General features: G+C 72.9%; 15 protein-coding genes. 6 read left to right on the top strand and 9 right to left on the bottom strand.

Features of this window, described 5'->3' with window-relative positions; all coding sequences use genetic code 11:
* Positions 1–12: 12 nt before the first annotated feature.
* The 5 genes from ABD817_RS34840 (at position 13) to ABD817_RS34820 (ending at position 5,633) form a co-directional block, all read left to right on the top strand.
* Positions 13–915 carry a LysR family transcriptional regulator gene (locus ABD817_RS34840; RefSeq protein ID WP_344922654.1) on the top strand — a complete coding sequence of 301 codons (903 nt, stop codon included), beginning with the start codon at positions 13–15 and terminating at the stop codon, positions 913–915.
* 214 nt (positions 916–1,129) lie between these two features.
* Positions 1,130–2,644, top strand: a complete 1,515-nt coding sequence (locus tag ABD817_RS34835; RefSeq protein WP_344922652.1) for a phytoene desaturase family protein — start codon at positions 1,130–1,132, stop codon at positions 2,642–2,644.
* A 116-nt stretch (positions 2,645–2,760) separates the two neighbouring features.
* Complete coding sequence (locus tag ABD817_RS34830; protein ID WP_344922650.1) at positions 2,761–3,468, top strand: response regulator transcription factor; 708 nt, start codon at positions 2,761–2,763, stop codon at positions 3,466–3,468.
* Positions 3,465–4,892, top strand: coding sequence for a sensor histidine kinase (locus ABD817_RS34825; RefSeq protein WP_344922648.1), 1,428 nt, complete (start codon positions 3,465–3,467; stop codon positions 4,890–4,892). Before ABD817_RS34830 ends, ABD817_RS34825 begins: the two co-directional genes overlap by 4 nt.
* Positions 4,893–4,979: 87 nt before the next feature.
* Positions 4,980–5,633 (top strand): TetR/AcrR family transcriptional regulator, encoded by a 654-nt coding sequence (locus ABD817_RS34820; RefSeq protein WP_344922647.1) that lies wholly within the window; start codon positions 4,980–4,982, stop codon positions 5,631–5,633.
* 40 nt (positions 5,634–5,673) lie between these two features.
* Here the strand turns inward: ABD817_RS34820 and ABD817_RS34815 are convergent, their stop codons facing one another.
* The 4 genes from ABD817_RS34815 to ABD817_RS34800 form a co-directional block, all read right to left on the bottom strand.
* Positions 5,674–5,943: a hypothetical protein gene (locus tag ABD817_RS34815; RefSeq protein ID WP_344922646.1), complete on the bottom strand. Its 270-nt coding sequence runs from the start codon at positions 5,941–5,943 to the stop codon at positions 5,674–5,676.
* A gap of 66 nt (positions 5,944–6,009) precedes the next feature.
* On the bottom strand, positions 6,010–6,861 hold the full coding sequence (locus tag ABD817_RS34810; RefSeq protein ID WP_344922645.1) for a helix-turn-helix domain-containing protein: 852 nt from the start codon (positions 6,859–6,861) through the stop codon (positions 6,010–6,012).
* Positions 6,862–6,996: 135 nt separating this feature from the next.
* Positions 6,997–7,221: a hypothetical protein gene (locus tag ABD817_RS34805; RefSeq protein ID WP_344922643.1), complete on the bottom strand. Its 225-nt coding sequence runs from the start codon at positions 7,219–7,221 to the stop codon at positions 6,997–6,999.
* A 94-nt stretch (positions 7,222–7,315) separates the two neighbouring features.
* A complete protein-coding gene (locus ABD817_RS34800) occupies positions 7,316–8,230 on the bottom strand; it encodes a TIGR03620 family F420-dependent LLM class oxidoreductase (protein WP_344922641.1) in 915 nt (304 codons plus the stop codon).
* A 110-nt stretch (positions 8,231–8,340) separates the two neighbouring features.
* Between ABD817_RS34800 and ABD817_RS34795 the strand changes: the two genes are divergently transcribed.
* On the top strand, positions 8,341–8,877 hold the full coding sequence (locus tag ABD817_RS34795) for a TetR/AcrR family transcriptional regulator (protein ID WP_344922639.1): 537 nt from the start codon (positions 8,341–8,343) through the stop codon (positions 8,875–8,877).
* 88 nt (positions 8,878–8,965) lie between these two features.
* Here the strand turns inward: ABD817_RS34795 and ABD817_RS34790 are convergent, their stop codons facing one another.
* The 5 genes from ABD817_RS34790 to ABD817_RS34770 all read right to left on the bottom strand — a co-directional run bounded on the left by ABD817_RS34790 (position 8,966) and on the right by ABD817_RS34770 (position 16,136).
* Positions 8,966–10,717, bottom strand: a complete 1,752-nt coding sequence (locus tag ABD817_RS34790) for an acyclic terpene utilization AtuA family protein (protein WP_344922637.1) — start codon at positions 10,715–10,717, stop codon at positions 8,966–8,968.
* A 184-nt stretch (positions 10,718–10,901) separates the two neighbouring features.
* Positions 10,902–11,714, bottom strand: a complete 813-nt coding sequence (locus ABD817_RS34785; protein WP_344922635.1) for an enoyl-CoA hydratase-related protein — start codon at positions 11,712–11,714, stop codon at positions 10,902–10,904.
* A gap of 53 nt (positions 11,715–11,767) precedes the next feature.
* Positions 11,768–13,774 (bottom strand): acetyl/propionyl/methylcrotonyl-CoA carboxylase subunit alpha, encoded by a 2,007-nt coding sequence (locus ABD817_RS34780; RefSeq protein ID WP_344922756.1) that lies wholly within the window; start codon positions 13,772–13,774, stop codon positions 11,768–11,770.
* An 8-nt stretch (positions 13,775–13,782) separates the two neighbouring features.
* The gene (locus tag ABD817_RS34775) at positions 13,783–15,378 is read right to left on the bottom strand and encodes an acyl-CoA carboxylase subunit beta (protein WP_344922633.1); all 1,596 of its coding nucleotides are present in this window, start codon (positions 15,376–15,378) and stop codon (positions 13,783–13,785) included.
* Positions 15,375–16,136 carry a TetR/AcrR family transcriptional regulator gene (locus tag ABD817_RS34770; RefSeq protein ID WP_344922631.1) on the bottom strand — a complete coding sequence of 254 codons (762 nt, stop codon included), beginning with the start codon at positions 16,134–16,136 and terminating at the stop codon, positions 15,375–15,377. Before ABD817_RS34770 ends, ABD817_RS34775 begins: the two co-directional genes overlap by 4 nt.
* Positions 16,137–16,259: the final 123 nt, after the last annotated feature.

Raw genomic sequence — 16,259 nt, 5'->3', positions numbered from 1 at the left:
TAGCCTGGAGCTATGAGCGAGCTGCCCGACCTCGAATCCCTGCGCCTGCTCGTCGACGTGGAACGCCTGGGCAGTCTCGGCCAGGCCGCCCGAGCCGCGGGCATCGCGCAGCCGTCGGTGAGCAAGCGCATCTCGCTGCTGGAACGCCGCCTCGGGCTGCCGCTGCTGGACCGCACCCCGCGCGGGTCCACCCTCACCCCGCAGGGCGTGATGGTCTCGGCCTGGGCCACGCAGGTGCTGGCCGCGGCGGAGGAGCTCATGCGCGGGGCGGAGGCGGTACGGCACGGCCGGGCCGCGCACCTGCACATCGCCGCCAGCATGACGGTGGCCGAGTACCTGCTGCCGCGATGGCTGGGGGAGCTCCAGGACCGCGAGCCCCAGGTCCAGGTCGGCCTGGACGTGCAGAACTCGGCCGAGGTGGCGAAACTGATCGGCGGGGAGATCGAGCTCGGGTTCGTGGAGGGGCCCTCGGTCCCGGCCGGGCTGGTGTCGAAGGTGGTGGCCACCGACAGGCTCGTGGTGGTGGTCGCGCCGGGGCACCCGTGGGCGCGCCGCCGCACCCCGCTGCTCGCCGCGGAGCTGGCCGCCACCCCGCTGGTCGTCCGCGAGCGGGGGTCGGGCACCCGCGAGACACTGGACCTCGCGCTCACCGGCCACGCGGTCGCCCCCCCGAGGCTGGAACTCGGTTCCAACGCCGCGGTCAAGGGAGCCGCCCGCGAGGGCGCCGCCCCCGCCGTGCTCAGCGGCTACGCGGTGGAGGCGGAGCTGGCCACCGGCCGCCTGGTCGAGGTGCCCACGAAGGACATCGACCTCGCGCGCCGCCTGCGGGCGGTCTGGCGGCACGGCCGTGCCCCCACCGGCCCCGCCGCCACCCTCCTGAGGATCACCCTCTCCGCCGCCCGCGAGCGGCAGTGATCCGGCCGGTCAGAGGGGTGGTCAGAGGGGTGGTGGGCGGGGGTGGGCGGGGCGCTTGGGGCTGCCGATCTGGCGATATTTCGGGATATGGTGAAGCGCATGGTGATGGTCGAGACGTCGGGTGTGCTCTGCCCCGAGCCACACTGGCAGACAGGTCTCTGAGCGGCCGGAGCCCCCCGCCCCGCGTCCCTCACCTCACCCACCGGGAAGTCTCGTGCTCCGCTCTCGCTACGAAGCCGTGATCGTCGGAGGCGGCCACAACGGCCTGGTCGCCGCCGCCTACCTCGCCCGCGCCGGACGGCGCGTCCTCGTCCTGGAACGTCTCGGTCACGTCGGCGGCCTCGCCGTGTCGGCGAGGGCGTTCCCCGGGGTCGACGCCCGGCTCTCGCGCTACTCGTACCTGGTCAGCCTGCTGCCCTCGAAGATCGTCTCCGACCTGGGACTCAAGGTCGCGCTGCGCCGCCGCCGGTACGCCTCGTACACGCCGGTGGGCGACACCGGGCTGCTGGTCGACAACGGCGACGCCGCGCGGACCGCCGCCTCCTTCGCCCGGGTCACCGGAGGCACCGGCGAGCTGGAGGCGTGGCGGCGCTTCTACGGGATGACCGCCGACGTGGCCGAGCGGGTCGCGCCGACGCTGCTGGAACCCCTCGCCGACCGCGCGGCGATGCGGGACCTCGTCGGCGAGGAGGCCTGGCGCGACCTGTTCGAGCGGCCGATCGGCGAGGTGGTGGACGAGCGGTTCGCCGACGACACCGTACGCGGCGTGGTCCTCACCGACGCCCTCATCGGCACCTTCACCGACCCCTCGGACCCGGGCCTGCTGGCCAACCGCTGCCTCCTCTACCACGTGATCGGCGACGGGACCGGCGACTGGAACGTCCCCGTCGGCGGCATGGGCGCGGTCTCCGGCGCGCTGGCCGACGCCGCCCGCGCCGCGGGGGCGGAGATCCTGACCGGCGCCGAGGTCCTCGCGGTCGACCCCTCGGGGGAGGTCGCCTTCCGCGACGCGGGCGGGGAGCACACGGTGACGGGCGAGCGGATCCTGGCCAACGTGCCGCCCGCCGTGCTCGCCCGGCTGCTCGGAGACGCCGAACCCGTCCCCGAGGGGGCGCAGCTCAAGGTCAACATGGTGCTCTCGCGGCTGCCGCGCCTGAGGGACCCCGGCGTGGACCCCGCGGCGGCGTTCAGCGGCACCTTCCACATCAACGAGGGCCGCGACCAGCTCGCCCGCGCGTACGCGGAGGCGTCGGCCGGGCGGATCCCCTCCCTGCCCCCGGCCGAGGTCTACTGCCACTCGCTGACCGACCCCTCCATCCTCGGCCCGGAACCGCGCCGGGCCGGAGCGCACACGATGACGCTGTTCGGCCTGCACATGCCGGCCAGGCTGTTCCGGGAGGACCCGGCGGGCGCGCGCGAGGCCGCGCTGCGCGCCACGCTCGCCTCGATGAACGGGGTCCTCGCCGAACCCGTCGAGGACTGCCTGCTGCGCGCTCCCGGCGGCGGTCTCTGCCTGGAGGCCAAGACCCCCGTCGACCTGGAGGACGAGGCGGGCCTGCCCGGCGGCCACATCTTCCACCGCGACCTGTCCTGGCCGTACGGGGAGCCGGGACTGTGGGGTGTGGAGACCGGTCTCGAACGCGTCCTGCTCTGTGGCGCGGGCGCCCGGCGCGGCGGCGGCGTCAGCGGCATCCCCGGCCACAACGCCGCCATGGCACTGCTCACCTGAGCCCGGCCTGAGCCCGGCCTGAGCCCGGCCTGAGCCCGGCCTGGTGGGGCCGGTTCCGGCGGGCACGGCCGGAAGCGTTCATCCCGCTTTCATGATGGGCGTCTACCGTGGAGGCCATGGCCGAGGGTGAGGCGGCGCGGGTGCTGGTCGTGGACGACGAGCCCGCGCTCAGGGAGGCGCTGCAGAGCAGCCTGGAGTTCGAGGGCTACCGGGTCGGGCTGGCCTCGGACGGCCAGGCGGCGCTGGAGGCGCTCGACAGGGAGCCGTACGAGCTGGTCCTGCTCGACGTCATGATGCCCCGGCTGGACGGGCTCACCGCCTGCCGCAGGCTCAGGGCGGCGGGCAGGCACCTGCCGGTGCTCATGCTCACCGCCCGCGACGCCGTGGGCGACCGGGTGTCGGGCCTGGACGCGGGGGCCGACGACTACCTTGTCAAGCCGTTCGAGCTGGACGAACTGCTGGCACGCGTCAGGGCGCTGCTGCGGCGCGGCGCCCTGAGCGCGCCCGCGACCGACGACGGCGCGGTCCTGACCTTCGGCGACCTGCGGATGGACACCGCCGGACGCGAGGTCGTCCGGGCGGGCGAGCCGCTGGAGCTGACCCGCACCGAGTACCTGCTGCTGGAACTGCTCATGATCCACCCCCGTCAGGTGCTCACCCGCGAGCAGATCCTCAGCGAGGTGTGGGGCTTCGACTTCGAGCCGTCCTCCAACTCCCTCGACGTCTACGTCATGTACCTGCGCCGCAAGACCGAGACCGGCGGGCGCCCCCGGCTGATCCACACCGTACGGGGCGTCGGATACGTGCTGCGGACCTCCGCGTGAACGGGCGCCGCTCCCTGCGCTCCCGGCTGACCCTGCTGGTGGCGGCGGCCGTGGCGCTGGCGATCGCGGTGTGCGCGGCGCTGTGCTGGTTCGTCGTGCGGGCCGAGCTGCTGCGGCAGGTGGAGCGCTCGCTGGAGGGACGGCCCCAGGGAATCGAGTGGCTCGGGCCGTACTGTCCGGGAGGGCTGGCGGGGGTGGGGGTCCCGAAGGTTCCGGGAGTCCCGGGGGACCGGGGAGAGGTCGTCGGCCGCAGGTCGCTGCTCCGTCTCCCGCCCATCCAGCTGGTCTACGCCGACGGCGGGAGGTGCGTGGCGGGTTCGGCGCCCGTCAGGGTCACCCCGGCGGACCTGGCCATGACGCAGGGGCCCCCGGGCAGGCGGGTGTTCAGGAACGGCGTGACCGACTCCGGGGAGGAGGTCCGGGTGATGACGATGAACGTCAGACGCGGCGTCGCGGTCATGGAGTCCCGGTCCCTGGAGGAGGTCCGCGCCACCCTCGCCGCCCTCGCCTGGATCCTCGCGGGGGTCACCGCGCTCGGCGTGCTCGGCGCCGCCTCCGCCGGGCTGCTCGTCTCCCGTACGGCGCTGCGCCCCGTCGGCAGGCTGACCGAGGCCGTCGAGTACGTCGCCAGGACCGGGGACCTCGACACCAGGATCCCGGTCGAGGGCACCGACGAGATCGCCAGGCTCGGCGTCTCCTTCAACGCGATGACCACCGCGCTGACCGGGTCCCGCGAGCGCCAGCAACGGCTCGTCGCCGACGCGGGGCACGAGCTGCGTACCCCGCTCACCAGCCTGCGCACCAACATCGACCTGCTGTTGCGCAGCGAGAACACCGGGCGTCCCCTCGACGCCGCCCCCAAGCGCAGGCTGCTGGCCAACCTCAAGGCCCAGTTCGAGGAGATGTCCACGCTCGTCGGGGACCTGCTCCAGCTGTCACGTTCGGAGGACGAGCACGAGCCGCACGTCGAGGTCGCCCTCCACGACGCCGTCGAGGCGGCCGTGCGCAGGGTGCGGCCGCGCGCCCCCGACACCTCGATCGAGGTGGAGCTGAGCCCCTGGTACCTGCGGGGAGACCAGGCCGCCCTGGAGCGGGCCGTGGTCAACCTGCTGGACAACGCGGTGAAGTTCTCGGCGGGCCGGGCCGACCCGGTGGGCGTGCGGCTCCGGGGTGGCGAGCTGACCGTCAGGGACCACGGCCCCGGCATCGCGGGGGAGGAGCTGCCGTACGTGTTCGACCGGTTCTGGCGGTCGTCCTCGGCCCGCAGCATGCCCGGTTCGGGGCTGGGGCTGGCCATCGTGGCCAAGGCCGTGCGCGACGCCGGGGGAGAGGTGGGCCTGGAGAACGCCGCCGGGGGCGGCGTCCTCGCCCGCGTCCGCCTGCCCGGCTCTCCCACCCGGTCTCCGGTCGTCCCGGGCCCGTGAGCGTCCGCCGATCTCGGTGAAGCTATTGACTGATCGGCCAATCAGGAGTAGTGAAGCGGTGCCCCCGCCCTGCTGTAGTCTTGCGCCGTGCACAGCGGAGGAGGAGCGCGCAGCAGTCGCGCCGACCAGGCCGACCAGCGCCGAGCGGAGCTCCTTGAAGCCGCCAGGCGAGTCGTGCTGGAACGTGGGCTGGCCAGCACCCGGGTCGCCGACATCGCCAGGGCGACGAACGTGAGCGGCGGGCTGATCCACTACCATTTCGCCACCAAGGACGATCTCATCACCGAGATGCTCCGCAGCACCGGCGACTCCGAGATCCAGCGGCTGAAGGAGATCGTCGCGGGCCCCGGCACCGCCCTCCAGCTCCTCGACCGCGTCCTGCGCTTCTACATCCCGGCCTCCCGTTCCGACCAGAGCTGGACCCTCTGGGTCGACGCCTGGGCCGTCGGGGTGCGCGAGGAGCACGTCCGCACCATCCTGCTGGAGCTCGAGGGCGCCTGGATCGAGATCCTCAGTCAGGTGATCTCCGACGGCGTGGCCTCGGGGGAGTTCGCCTGCGACGACCCCCTGGGCTCCGCCGAGCGGATCGACGGCATGCTCGACGGTCTCGTGGTCCGATACACCCTGCACACCGGCAACATGTCACGGAGCCGGATGCTCCACCATGCCCGGGTCGCCGCCGCCCGCGAGGTCGGCCTCGACCTCTCCGACTTCCCCGACGCCCCGGCCGACGGCTTCTAGACGGTTTCGCGGGGGCTTCCCAGACCGCTTCGCGGGCCGGTCAGACCCGGGGAGTGGGCATGGCGGCGAGGAGAAAGGCCAGCCGGGCCGCGGCGTCGTCGATGTTGTCGCTGGTGCCGAGCCGGTAGCCCCACGACGTGATGAAGCCGCCGTCCTGGGCGCAGGTCACCGTCTCGGCCAGGGTGTTGCTGAAGCGGTTGCGGACGTAGACGTACGCAGGATCGCCGAACGAGATCCGCTGCACGGAAAGGTCGGCGTGCAGCCGTATAGCGGTAACGAATCTCTCCAGACAAGACAGCGTGTCCAGCATCGTGAGTCACCTCCGTCCGACAGAGAATTGCACGATCTTGGGATGCTAATCAAGCAATTGCGGTCTTTAGTCGGCCGATTGTCCGGAGAAATCGCTGAGTACTCGGACGATCACCGCCCTGGCGTCCTCGCCGAAGGCCGCGACCTCACACAGTTCCTCGAAGGTCCGCGTGTAGAAGGCGACGTCGTCCGGGTCGCGCAGGAGCAGGTCCCTCGTCCTGGTCGGCACCGCCACATGGTCCTCGTCGTACACCCAGAAGCCGTTGAGCGGTGCCGAGGGCAGGGGCGCCTCGAAGGGGATCACGCCGAACTCCACGTTCGGCAGCGCGGTCACCGCGAGCAACCGGTCGAGCTGCCCGCGCATCACGTCCAGCGGGGCCAGCCGGTAGCGCAGCACCGCCTCGGTGATGACGAACCTGAACCGCTTGCTCTGGTCGTAGAGGATGTCCTGGCGCTGCATGCGCACCCGGATGGCCGCGTCGATCTCGTCGGGCGCCCGGTAGAGGCGCTTGATCCGGGTGAAGATGCTCCGGGCGTACTCGGTGGTCTGCAGCAGCCCGATGACCACGCCGGGCTCGAACACCCGCAGCAGGGTCGTCCGCGCCTCCATGTCGCGGATGTCCTCCTGGAGCGCCGCCAGCCCGCCGCGATGCCGCTGCCGCCAGGAGTCCTGGCGGTCCAGGAGGCCCGTGGCCCGCTCCACCAGCTTCCCGGCGACCTCGGGGGAGGCGTCCACAGCCCGCGCCCACTGGGTGACGTCGTCCTCGGTGACGGTCTGGCGGGCGTTCTCGATCCGGGAGACCTTGGACGCCTGCCACCTCAGCCGTTCGGCCAGCTCCTTGCCCGACAGGTGGGCGGCCTCCCGCAGGTGCCGCAGCTGCACGCCGAGTTCGGTTCTGGCCTGCTGGAACCCGCTCACACGATCTCCTCGGCCGTTCGTGCGGACCGTGTGCCACGGCTGTCGTCCGCCGGTTCTCTCCGCGTGCTCACGTCGCCTCCCGCATGGTGCGCACGACGCTAGACCCGAGCATGTGGATCAAGCCAGAGAGCACTCCTAATCGTGACCAATATTTACAGAAAGTACTCGGCGCGCGATGTCTGCGAGAAGCTCACGCGGTACCTCGACGGCGGTTTCGCCGTCCAGGACGTGGCGCAGGTCGGCCAGCGCCTCCGTGTCGGTCACCCGGAGACCCTGCACCACGACGGTCCCGCGGTCGGTCTCGTAGAGGGAGGGACAGGCCCCCGCCTCGGAGGTGGAGCCAAGAAAACGGAGACGCATGATTGAATCCTTCCCCGAACCGCACTTGTGGAGCAATTGCGTGCAATCCTAGATTTTGGAAGGTTGCATGAAGGTTTCAATCGACGCGTAACGGTCAGCCGGTCGTGGCCAGGGCGGACAGTTCGCGCCACTCGCGCATCGGGAGCGCCGTGGGGGTGGCGGTCAGGACCTGGAGGCACACGTGGTCCGCGCCCGCGTCCAGGTGGGCCCGGACGCGCTCGGCGATGACGTCGGCGTCCCCGTAGGCGACGATCGCGTCGACCAGGCGGTCGCTCCCGCCGTCCGCCAGGTCGTCGTCGCCGAAGCCCAGACGGCGAAGGTTGGCGGTCTGGTGTGCGGCGGCCCCGAAGTACGGGCCCAGGTGTCCCCTGGCGACCTCGCGGGCTCTCGTGAGATCGGTGTCCAGCACGACGGCCTGCTCGACCGCGAGGAAGGCGCCGGGGCCCATGATCTCTCTCGCCCGGTGGGTGTGCTCCACGGGCACGAAGTAGGGGTGGGCGCCGAGGGTCCGTTCGGCGGCCAGGGCCAGCATCCGCGGCCCGAGCGCGGCGAGGACGCGCCGAGGGGGCTTCCCCGGCGCGGGGGAGCCCAGCGGGATGGCGTCCATCGCGTCGAGGTAGGCGCCCATCGTGTGCACGGCCCGGCCGAGGCTGGGGATGCTGTAGCCGTCCATCTCGATGGGGGTGTCGGAGACCCGGTGCCCGCCGAGGCCGAGGAGGTAGCGGCCGGGGTGTGCCTCGTTGAGCGCGCGCTCGGCCGCGGCCATGGTGATGGGGTCGCGCAGGGCGATGTTGGCGATGCCCGCCCCCACGACCAGCCGCCGGGTGGCGGAGAGCAGCAACCAGGCCTGGCTCACGCTGTCGCGGCCGAACCCCTCACCGAACCACAGGGCGCCGTAGCCGAGCTCCTCGATCTCCGCCGCGGCCTCGCGGACCCTCTCCGCGGGCTGGTCGTCGAAGGCGAACGTCCAGATCCCGACGCGTCCGAGGTCGTTGGTGTCGTCGTTCATTCGGGAGCCTCTCTGCGGGAAATATCCGGAGAGGGTCTCCGGATAATCTGACCGTATAATACGGAGAAGTTCTCCGCTTGCAAACCGGTTTGAGGACCTGGGGGGTATCGATGCGGGTCGACGCGCGTCGCAACCGTGAACACCTGCTGACGACCGCCAGGGCCGTGATCGCCGAACAGGGGCCCGAGGCGTCTCTCAACGAGATCGCGCGCCGGGCCGGGGTGGGACCGGGAACGCTCTACCGTCACTTCCCCACGCGGCAGGTGCTCCTGGCGGCCGTGTTCCGGGACCGGGTCGAGACGCTGTGCGCGAGGGCGGCGGACCTGCTCGCCCACACCTCACCGGACGAGGCGCTGGCCCTGTGGTCGCGGGACGTGCTCGCCCACGCTCTCACCGACCGAGGAATGTCCGCCTCGATGACGCTTGGCGGGGCCGAGCTCGGCTTCGACTGCCACGCGGCGATGCGCTCGGCGGCGACGGGTCTCCTGCTGCGGGCCCAGCGGGAGGGCCGGACGCGTCCGGACGTCGACATTGAGGACCTGTTCCAGCTCGTCACCGGCGTCGCGCTCGCCGCGAGTGAGCTGCCCGGCGGGCTCGACCGGGCCGAACGCCTGCTCTCGGTGACCCTGGCGGGCCTGCGCCGATGAGACCGCCTCCCCTCACCTGACCAAAAGGGATGGGGCCGCCTCCCCGGTGAGACCAGGGGACGGCGCGGGTGCCGTCGTACGGGCGGGATCAGAGGTCGTACGGGCGGGGTCGGAGAAGGTGCCGCGGGATGTCGGCGAGCCCGGCGCGGAGTTCCTCGCCGAGTGCCTTGGCCTGGGCGTCGAGACGGGGACTCGCGGCCACGCCCCTGCCGAGGAGGCCGTGGACGACGAAGTTGAGGGCGAGCAGGTTGGGCAGTTCGAAACGCTCGACCCGCAGGCCGCCGGTGAACGGCAGGAGCTCCGTCAGGCGTTCGACCGTCAGATAGCCCTCCAGCCACCCGAACTGCTCCGCCGTGCGAACCCAGACCCCCAGGTTGGCGTTGCCGCCCTTGTCCCCCGAGCGGGCGCCCGCGATCGCGCCCAGCGCGACCCGAACGGTCTCGCCGCCGCCCGTGACCCGCGCGACCGTCACCTCCGGCGCGCCGATTACGCCGGGCGCGGCGGGTACGTCGCGTGTGCCGGGTACGCCGTGTGCGCCGGACACGGCGGTCGCGTCGGGTACGTCGGGGAGCTCGCGGCCGTCGAGCCAGACGCGGGCCCGCACCGTGTCCGCCGGGACGAGCGTGGGCCAGTAGACCCCGTACGGCGAGGCGTCACCGGGAGGGGTGAGGCCGTAGAAGCCGGGGTAGCTCGCCAGGCCCGTCTCGACCACGGCCGAGGAGAAGGCGCGTCCCGCCCTCCGCCGGTCGGCGTCCATCACGGTGACGCGCAGCAGGGCGGTCCCGGCGAGCGGGGTGAGCTCCACGTGGACCTCGTCGAACGACTCCTTCGGCACCCGGGACCAGATGGCCTCCTCGGCGAGCCGGGCCTTGGCCTCGATGTCCAGCCCGGTCAGGACGAGCGTCATGGTGTTGCGGTAGCCCGCCAGGTAGTTGACGGCGACCTTGAGCGTGTCCGGGGGCGCCTCGCCGCGCACCCCCGAGACACGGACCCGGTCGGGACCCTCCTGCTCCAGCCGGATCGTGTCGAAGCGCGCGACCACGTCGGGGCCGAGGTAGCGAGGCGACCCGATCTCGTACAGGAGCTGCGCGGTGACCGTGCCCACCGAGACCAGCCCCCCGGTCCCCGGGTGCTTGGTGACCACGCTGGAGCCGTCGGCCGCCAGCTCCACCAGCGGGAACCCGCAGCGCGCCGGGTCGGGGACCTCGCCGAAGAACGCGTAGTTGCCGCCGGTCGCCTGGCAGCCGCACTCGATGACGTGCCCGGCGACCACCGAACCGGCCAGCGCGTCGAGATCGCCGGGCCCCCAGCCGTACCGCCAGATTCCCGGCCCGGTGACCAGGGCGGCGTCCGTGACGCGGCCGGTCACCACCACGTCCGCCCCCGCCGACAGGGCGGCGGCGATCGGGCGTCCCCCCAGGTAGGCGTTGGCGGTCAGAGCGGGCGCGGGCAGCGGCTCACCGGTGTCCGCGTTGAGGGCGCCGCCCAGGTCACGTCCGGTGAGGTCGTCGCCGGTGACGTGGGCGACCCTCACCGGCAGCCCGAGGCGTCCCGCCAGCTCGGCCACCGCCTCGGCGCACCCGGCCGGGTCCAGCCCGCCCGCGTTGGAGACGATCCTGACGCCCCGATCCAGGCACGTCCCGAGGACCTCCTCCAGCTGCCTCAGGAAGGTCGGCGCGTAGCCGGGACGGCCCTTCAGCCGGTTCCCGGCCAGGATCAGCATGGTCAGCTCGGCGAGCCAGTCGCCGGTGAGCACGTCGATCGGGCCGCCCTCCACCATCTCCCTGGCGGCCGACAGCCGGTCCCCGTAGAAGCCGGAGCAGTTGGCGACGCGAAGCATCAGCCCTCCTCTGGGCGGGACGTCCCGGACGCGTCGCCGCACGCCGCGAGGACCGGCGCGCGCGCCGCGCGGATCGTGCGGACCGGCGCGCGCGTCGCGCGGATCGTGCGGACCGGCCCGCGCGGCGAGGTTCCGTCGCGTGTCGTCGGCCCGACTCCGTTCCCCGGTTCGCCGTACGGCGGCATCAGCTCGCTCCCGGCGCGGGGATCCACGACGCGGGACGCTTCTCCATGAAGGCGGCGATCCCCTCCTGCCCCTCGGCGGAGGTGAAGCGCCGCGCGGACAGCTCGGCCATCTGGCGCATGCCCTCCTCGACGCTCAGCTCGGGCACGGTCCGCACCAGCTGCTTGGTGAGGGCGAGCGCCTCGGGGCCGCCGCGCAGCAGCATGCCGGTGTAGTGGGCGACCGTCGCGTCCAGCTCCTCCTCGGGCACGGCGCGGGTGAGCAGCCCGATCTCCCTGGCGCGGGCCGCGTCGAACGTCTCGCCGGTGAGCAGGTACTCGGCGGCGGCGCGCGGGTCGAGCCGCCGCAGCACGGTCACCGAGATCATCGCGGGCACCACGCCGAGCCGCACCTCGCTGAACGCGAACGACGCCGAGTCCGGGGCTATCGCGAAGTCGCAGGCCGCCACCAGGCCGAGCCCCCCGGCCCGCGCCGTACCGTTCAGCCTGCAGACGACCGGCTTCGGGCTCTCCCAGATCAGGCTCATGATCTCCGGGAACGACGCGGTCACCGGCGCCTCGTGCGCGCCGCCCGGCGCGACCCGCTGCTCCTTCAGGTCGGCGCCCGCGCAGAACACGGGCCCGGTCCCGGTGAGCACGATCACCCGGACGCTCTCCTCGGCCAGCGCCCAGTTGAGCCGGTCCTCCAGGTCGCCCAGCAGCCGCACCGACAGCGCGTTGCGGTTGCGGGGGGAGTCGAGGGTGATCGTCGCCACCCCGCCGGACACCTCCCTGCGCACCAGGCGTTCCACCGGCCAGCCCCCGTCGCTCTTCATCTCGGTCCCTCCGTCCTCGAAACCCCCGGTCCCCGGGGAACCCGGAGGGAAGGTCACGTCCGCTCCTCGATCACGGCCAGCACGGCCCCCGCCTCGACCTGGCGGCCCGGCGTCACGTTCACCGCCGCCACCGTGCCCGGCGCGGGCGCGGCGATCCGGTGCTCCATCTTCATGGCCTCGAGCACCACGACCACCCGCCCCGCCCCGACGGCCTCGCCGGGTTCGACGTCGACCCGCAGCACCGTACCGGGCATGGGCGCCACCAGGGAGCCGGGCGGCACGTGTTCCACCGGTTCCGGCAGGCGGGCCAGCGGGGTGAGCCGTACGGAACCGAGGGGGGAGTCCACGTGCGTCACGCCGTCGTAGCGGGCGACGGCGAACCGGTGCCGCACGCCCGAGGTCTCCAGCACCACGAGCGAGGGCGTCGCGCCGACCAGGACCGTATCGGGAAACCCCTCGGCCCGTAGGCCGTCCCTGGTGATCCGGTACGAGATCTCCGCCTCCGCGAAGACGGCGCGCTGCGGCCGCGACACCACGTTGCGCCACCCGCTCGGCAGTCCCGCCTGCACGGTCGCCGCCGCCCGGTTGGCCGCCGCCCCCGCGAGCGCGGCGGCGAGGGCGGACAGGCGCGCGACCCCCGGCCGTCCCGGGTGAGCGCCGGGGACCCCGGTGAGCCCGTGCTCCTCCAGGAAGCCGGTGTGGGTGTCCCCGGCCAGGAACGCCGGATGGCGCAGGACCTCGACCAGCAGGTCCCGGTTGGTGACGAGGCCGTGGATCCTCGCGCCCGCCAGCGCGGCGGCCAGCCTGCGCACGGCGTCGGGGCGGCTCGCGCCGTACGAGACGACCTTGGCGAGCATCGGGTCGTAGTGGACGCCGATCTCCGAGCCGTCCTCGACGCCGGAGTCCAGCCGCAGGCCGTACCGCCGGCCGGGAACGGGCGCGAAGCGGGAGTCCACCCCGGAAATCTCGAAGCGGTGCAGGACGCCGCTCTGCGGAAGCCAGTCGCGGGCCGGGTCCTCGGCGTAGAGGCGCACCTCGACGGCGTGCCCGGACGGCTCGGGCGGCGACGCGGGGAGCCGGGCGCCCTCGGCGATCCGCAGCTGCCACTCGACGAGGTCGAGGCCGTAGACGCACTCGGTCACCGGGTGCTCCACCTGCAGGCGGGTGTTCATCTCCAGGAAGGCGATCGTCTCGTCCCGGACGAGGAACTCGACGGTCCCGGCGCCGACGTACCCGATGGCCCGCGCGGCCGTGACCGCTGCGTCGAGCAGCCGCGCCCGCAGCGGCGGGGAGATCGCCGGGGACGGGGTCTCCTCGACCACCTTCTGGTGCCGCCGCTGGATCGAGCACTCCCGCTCGCCCAGCGCCCACACCGTCCCGTGCCCGTCGGCCAGGATCTGCACCTCGATGTGCCGGGCGCCCTCCAGCAGGGGCTCGACGAACACCGTGCCGTCCCCGAACGCCGACGCGGCCTCCCCGCGCGCCGACTCGACCGCCTCCGCCAGGTCGTCGGCCGACCGCACGACGCGCATCCCGCGCCCGCCGCCACCGGCCGACGCCTTCACCAGCAGCGGGACGGCCATCCGGGTGAGCACGGCGTCCAGGTCGTCCGTCGAGTCACCGGGCCCCGCGACGAGGCCCGGCAGCACCGGGACCCCCGCCTCGGCCATCAGCGCCTTGGCCTCGATCTTGGAGCCCATCGCGGCGACGGCCTCGGCCGGAGGGCCGACCCAGGTCAGCCCGGCGTCCGGTACGGCCCGCGCGAAGGCGGCGTTCTCCGACAGGAAGCCGTACCCGGGATGGACCGCGTCGGCCCCCGCCCCGCGGGCCGCCTCGATGATCTTCTCCACCGACAGGTAGGTGTCCGCGGGCCTGACACCGGCCAGCCGTACGGCGTGGTCGGCCTCGGCCACGTGCGGCGCGTCCGCGTCGGCGTCCGAGAAGACCGCGATGGTCTCGATGCCGAGGTCGCGGCAGGTACGGAAGACGCGGCGGGCGATCTCACCCCGGTTGGAAACGAGCAGGCGGCGGATCGGCGGGACGGGCACGGGCGTGGGCATGGTCACGGTCACATCCGGAAGACGCCGAAGCCCGAGGGCTCCGGGACGGCGGCGTCGCCGATGGCGTCGCCGACAACCGACAGGCACAGGCCCAGGACCGTCCGGGTGTCGCGGGGATCGATCACGCCGTCGTCGTAGAGGCGGCCCGACAGGAAGAACGGCAGCGACTCGGCCTCGATCTGCGCCTCGACCAGCTGCCGCATCGCCGCGTCGCCCTCCTCGTCGTAGACCTGGCCCCGCGCCTGGGCGGCGGCCCGGCCGACGATGGACAGCACCCCGGCGAGCTGGGCGGGCCCCATCACGGCCGACTTGGCGCTGGGCCAGGTGAACAGGAAGCGGGGATCGTAGGCCCTGCCGCACATGCCGTAGTTGCCCGCACCGTACGAGGCGCCCATCACGATCGTGAGGTGCGGGACGGACGAGTTGGACACCGCGTTGATCATCATGGCGCCGTGCTTGATGATGCCGCCCTGCTCGTACTCCTTGCCGACCATGTAGCCGGTGGTGTTCTGCAGGAAGACCAGCGGGGTGCGGGCCCGGTTGGCGAGCTGGATGAACTGCGCCGCCTTCTGCGCCTCCTCGCTGAACAGCACGCCCCGGGCGTTGGCCAGGATCCCGATCGGGTGGCCGTGCAGGCGGGCCCACCCGGTCACCAGGCTCCCGCCGTACAGGGGCTTGAACTCGTCGAACTCGCTGCCGTCCACCACCCGCGCGATCACCTCGCGCGGGTCGAACGGGATCCTCAGGTCCTCCGGCACGATGCCCAGCAGCTCGTCCTCGTCGTACAGCGGGTCACGCGCGACGCCGGGGGAGACGCCGGGCCCGCGCCGGTTCAGGCCCCTGACGATCCGCCGCCCGATCCGCAGCGCGTCGTGCTCGTCGGCGGCCAGGTAGTCGGCGAGGCCGCTGACGCGGGCGTGCATCTCGGCGCCGCCCAGCGACTCGTCGTCGGACTCCTCCCCGGTGGCCATCTTGACCAGCGGCGGCCCGCCGAGGAAGACCTTCGCGCGCTCCCTGACCATGACCACGTGGTCGCTCATCCCCGGCACGTACGCCCCACCGGCCGTGGAGTTGCCGAAGACCAGGGCGATCGTGGGGATCCCGGCCGCCGACATGCGGGTCAGGTCGCGGAAGATCCGGCCGCCGGGGATGAAGATCTCCTTCTGGGTCGGCAGGTCGGCCCCGCCCGACTCCACCAGGTTGATCAGTGGCAGCCGGTTCTCGAAGGCGATGTCGGCCGCCCTGAGCGTCTTGCGCAGCGTCCACGGGTTGGACGAGCCGCCCCGCACGGTGGGGTCGTTGGCGACGAGCACGCATTCGACGCCCTCGACGACCCCGATCCCGGTGACCACGCTCGCCCCGACGGGGAAGTCGCTGCCCCAGGCCGCCAGCGGCGAGAGCTCCAGGAACGCCGAGTCGGGGTCGACGAGCAGCTCGATCCGCTCCCTGGCCAGGAGCTTGCCCCGCGCGCGGTGCCGGTCGGCGTACTTCCCGCCGCCGCCCGCCACCGCCTTCGCCTGCTCGGCGTCGAGCTCCGCCAGTTTGGCGAGCATCGCCTCGCGCCGCGCCCGGTAGTCCTCACCGGAGGTGTCCAGGCGGCTCATGAACCCGCTCCCTGGGTTGACACGGACGTCACATCGACGACCCGGCTCGTCGGCGTCGGCGTCGGCGTCGGCGTCGGCGTCGGCGTTGGCGTTGGCGTTCGTGCCTGTGCCTGTGTTTGTGCTTGTGCCGGAACGGGACCCCACGCGGGAGCGGGTGTCAGGCCGATGGCCCGGCCCCAGAACGTGGAGAGCATCGCGACGGCGGTCCGCTCGTCGGCGTGCTCGCCGAGGTCCAGCCAGACGTGGGCGAAGTGCTCGACCATCCCGCCCAGCATCACGGCGGTCAGCCGAGGGTCCAGCGACGGGTCGGCCAGTCCCTGCTCCTGCAGGCGCCGCAACCCCTCCGCGCCCCGCCGCACGAAGACCTCGCGCAGCTCCAGCAGGAGGCCCCGGAAGCTCTCGTCGGCGACCGCGACCTGCTCCAGCATCCGTACCAGCCGGGAGTTGGCGGCCCAGGCGCGCAGGTAGAGCAGGTTGGCGGCCTCGATGCGGGCGTACGGGTCGCCGGGGGCGGCGGGTCCGACCACGCTGGCGGTGAACATCTCGCCCACCACGGCCGCCGCCACCTCGCGGAACAGCTCCTCGCGCGAGCCGAAGTAGGTGTAGAAGGTGCCGTGCGAGACCCCGGCGCGGGCGCAGACGTCGTCGACGCGCACGGCGTCGTACCCCCGCTCCTCGAACGCCTCCCGCCCGGCCTGGACGAGCGCCGCCCGGGTGCGCCGCCCTCGGCTGCCGAGGGTCTCAGACTTGACGATCACGTCAAGTACGGTAGCCCACAACCGATGCTTCCACCAGGACGGCGCGTCCCCCGCCCGCTTTCCGGCCCGCGATGTGGCCGGGAAGACCTTAGATTTCAAAGACGGCCGATGTACCAAGATGTC

The organism is Streptosporangium oxazolinicum (genome assembly GCF_039537505.1).
GTDB classification, from domain to species: domain Bacteria; phylum Actinomycetota; class Actinomycetes; order Streptosporangiales; family Streptosporangiaceae; genus Streptosporangium; species Streptosporangium oxazolinicum.
This window is presented reverse-complemented; position numbering and strand designations above follow the sequence as displayed.

What these genes read in the sequence shown, in the direction of transcription:
- ABD817_RS34840 (WP_344922654.1), top strand. Translation starts at nt 13, where the DNA reads ATGAGCGAGCTGCCCGACCTCGAATCCCTGCGCCTGCTCGTCGACGTG.
- ABD817_RS34830 (WP_344922650.1), top strand. Translation starts at nt 2,761, where the DNA reads ATGGCCGAGGGTGAGGCGGCGCGGGTGCTGGTCGTGGACGACGAGCCC.
- ABD817_RS34815 (WP_344922646.1), bottom strand. Translation starts at nt 5,943, where the DNA reads ATGCTGGACACGCTGTCTTGTCTGGAGAGATTCGTTACCGCTATACGG.
- ABD817_RS34805 (WP_344922643.1), bottom strand. Translation starts at nt 7,221, where the DNA reads ATGCGTCTCCGTTTTCTTGGCTCCACCTCCGAGGCGGGGGCCTGTCCC.
- ABD817_RS34800 (WP_344922641.1), bottom strand. Translation starts at nt 8,230, where the DNA reads ATGAACGACGACACCAACGACCTCGGACGCGTCGGGATCTGGACGTTC.
- ABD817_RS34795 (WP_344922639.1), top strand. Translation starts at nt 8,341, where the DNA reads ATGCGGGTCGACGCGCGTCGCAACCGTGAACACCTGCTGACGACCGCC.
- ABD817_RS34790 (WP_344922637.1), bottom strand. Translation starts at nt 10,717, where the DNA reads ATGCTTCGCGTCGCCAACTGCTCCGGCTTCTACGGGGACCGGCTGTCG.
- ABD817_RS34785 (WP_344922635.1), bottom strand. Translation starts at nt 11,714, where the DNA reads ATGAAGAGCGACGGGGGCTGGCCGGTGGAACGCCTGGTGCGCAGGGAG.
- ABD817_RS34780 (WP_344922756.1), bottom strand. Translation starts at nt 13,774, where the DNA reads ATGCCCACGCCCGTGCCCGTCCCGCCGATCCGCCGCCTGCTCGTTTCC.
- ABD817_RS34775 (WP_344922633.1), bottom strand. Translation starts at nt 15,378, where the DNA reads ATGAGCCGCCTGGACACCTCCGGTGAGGACTACCGGGCGCGGCGCGAG.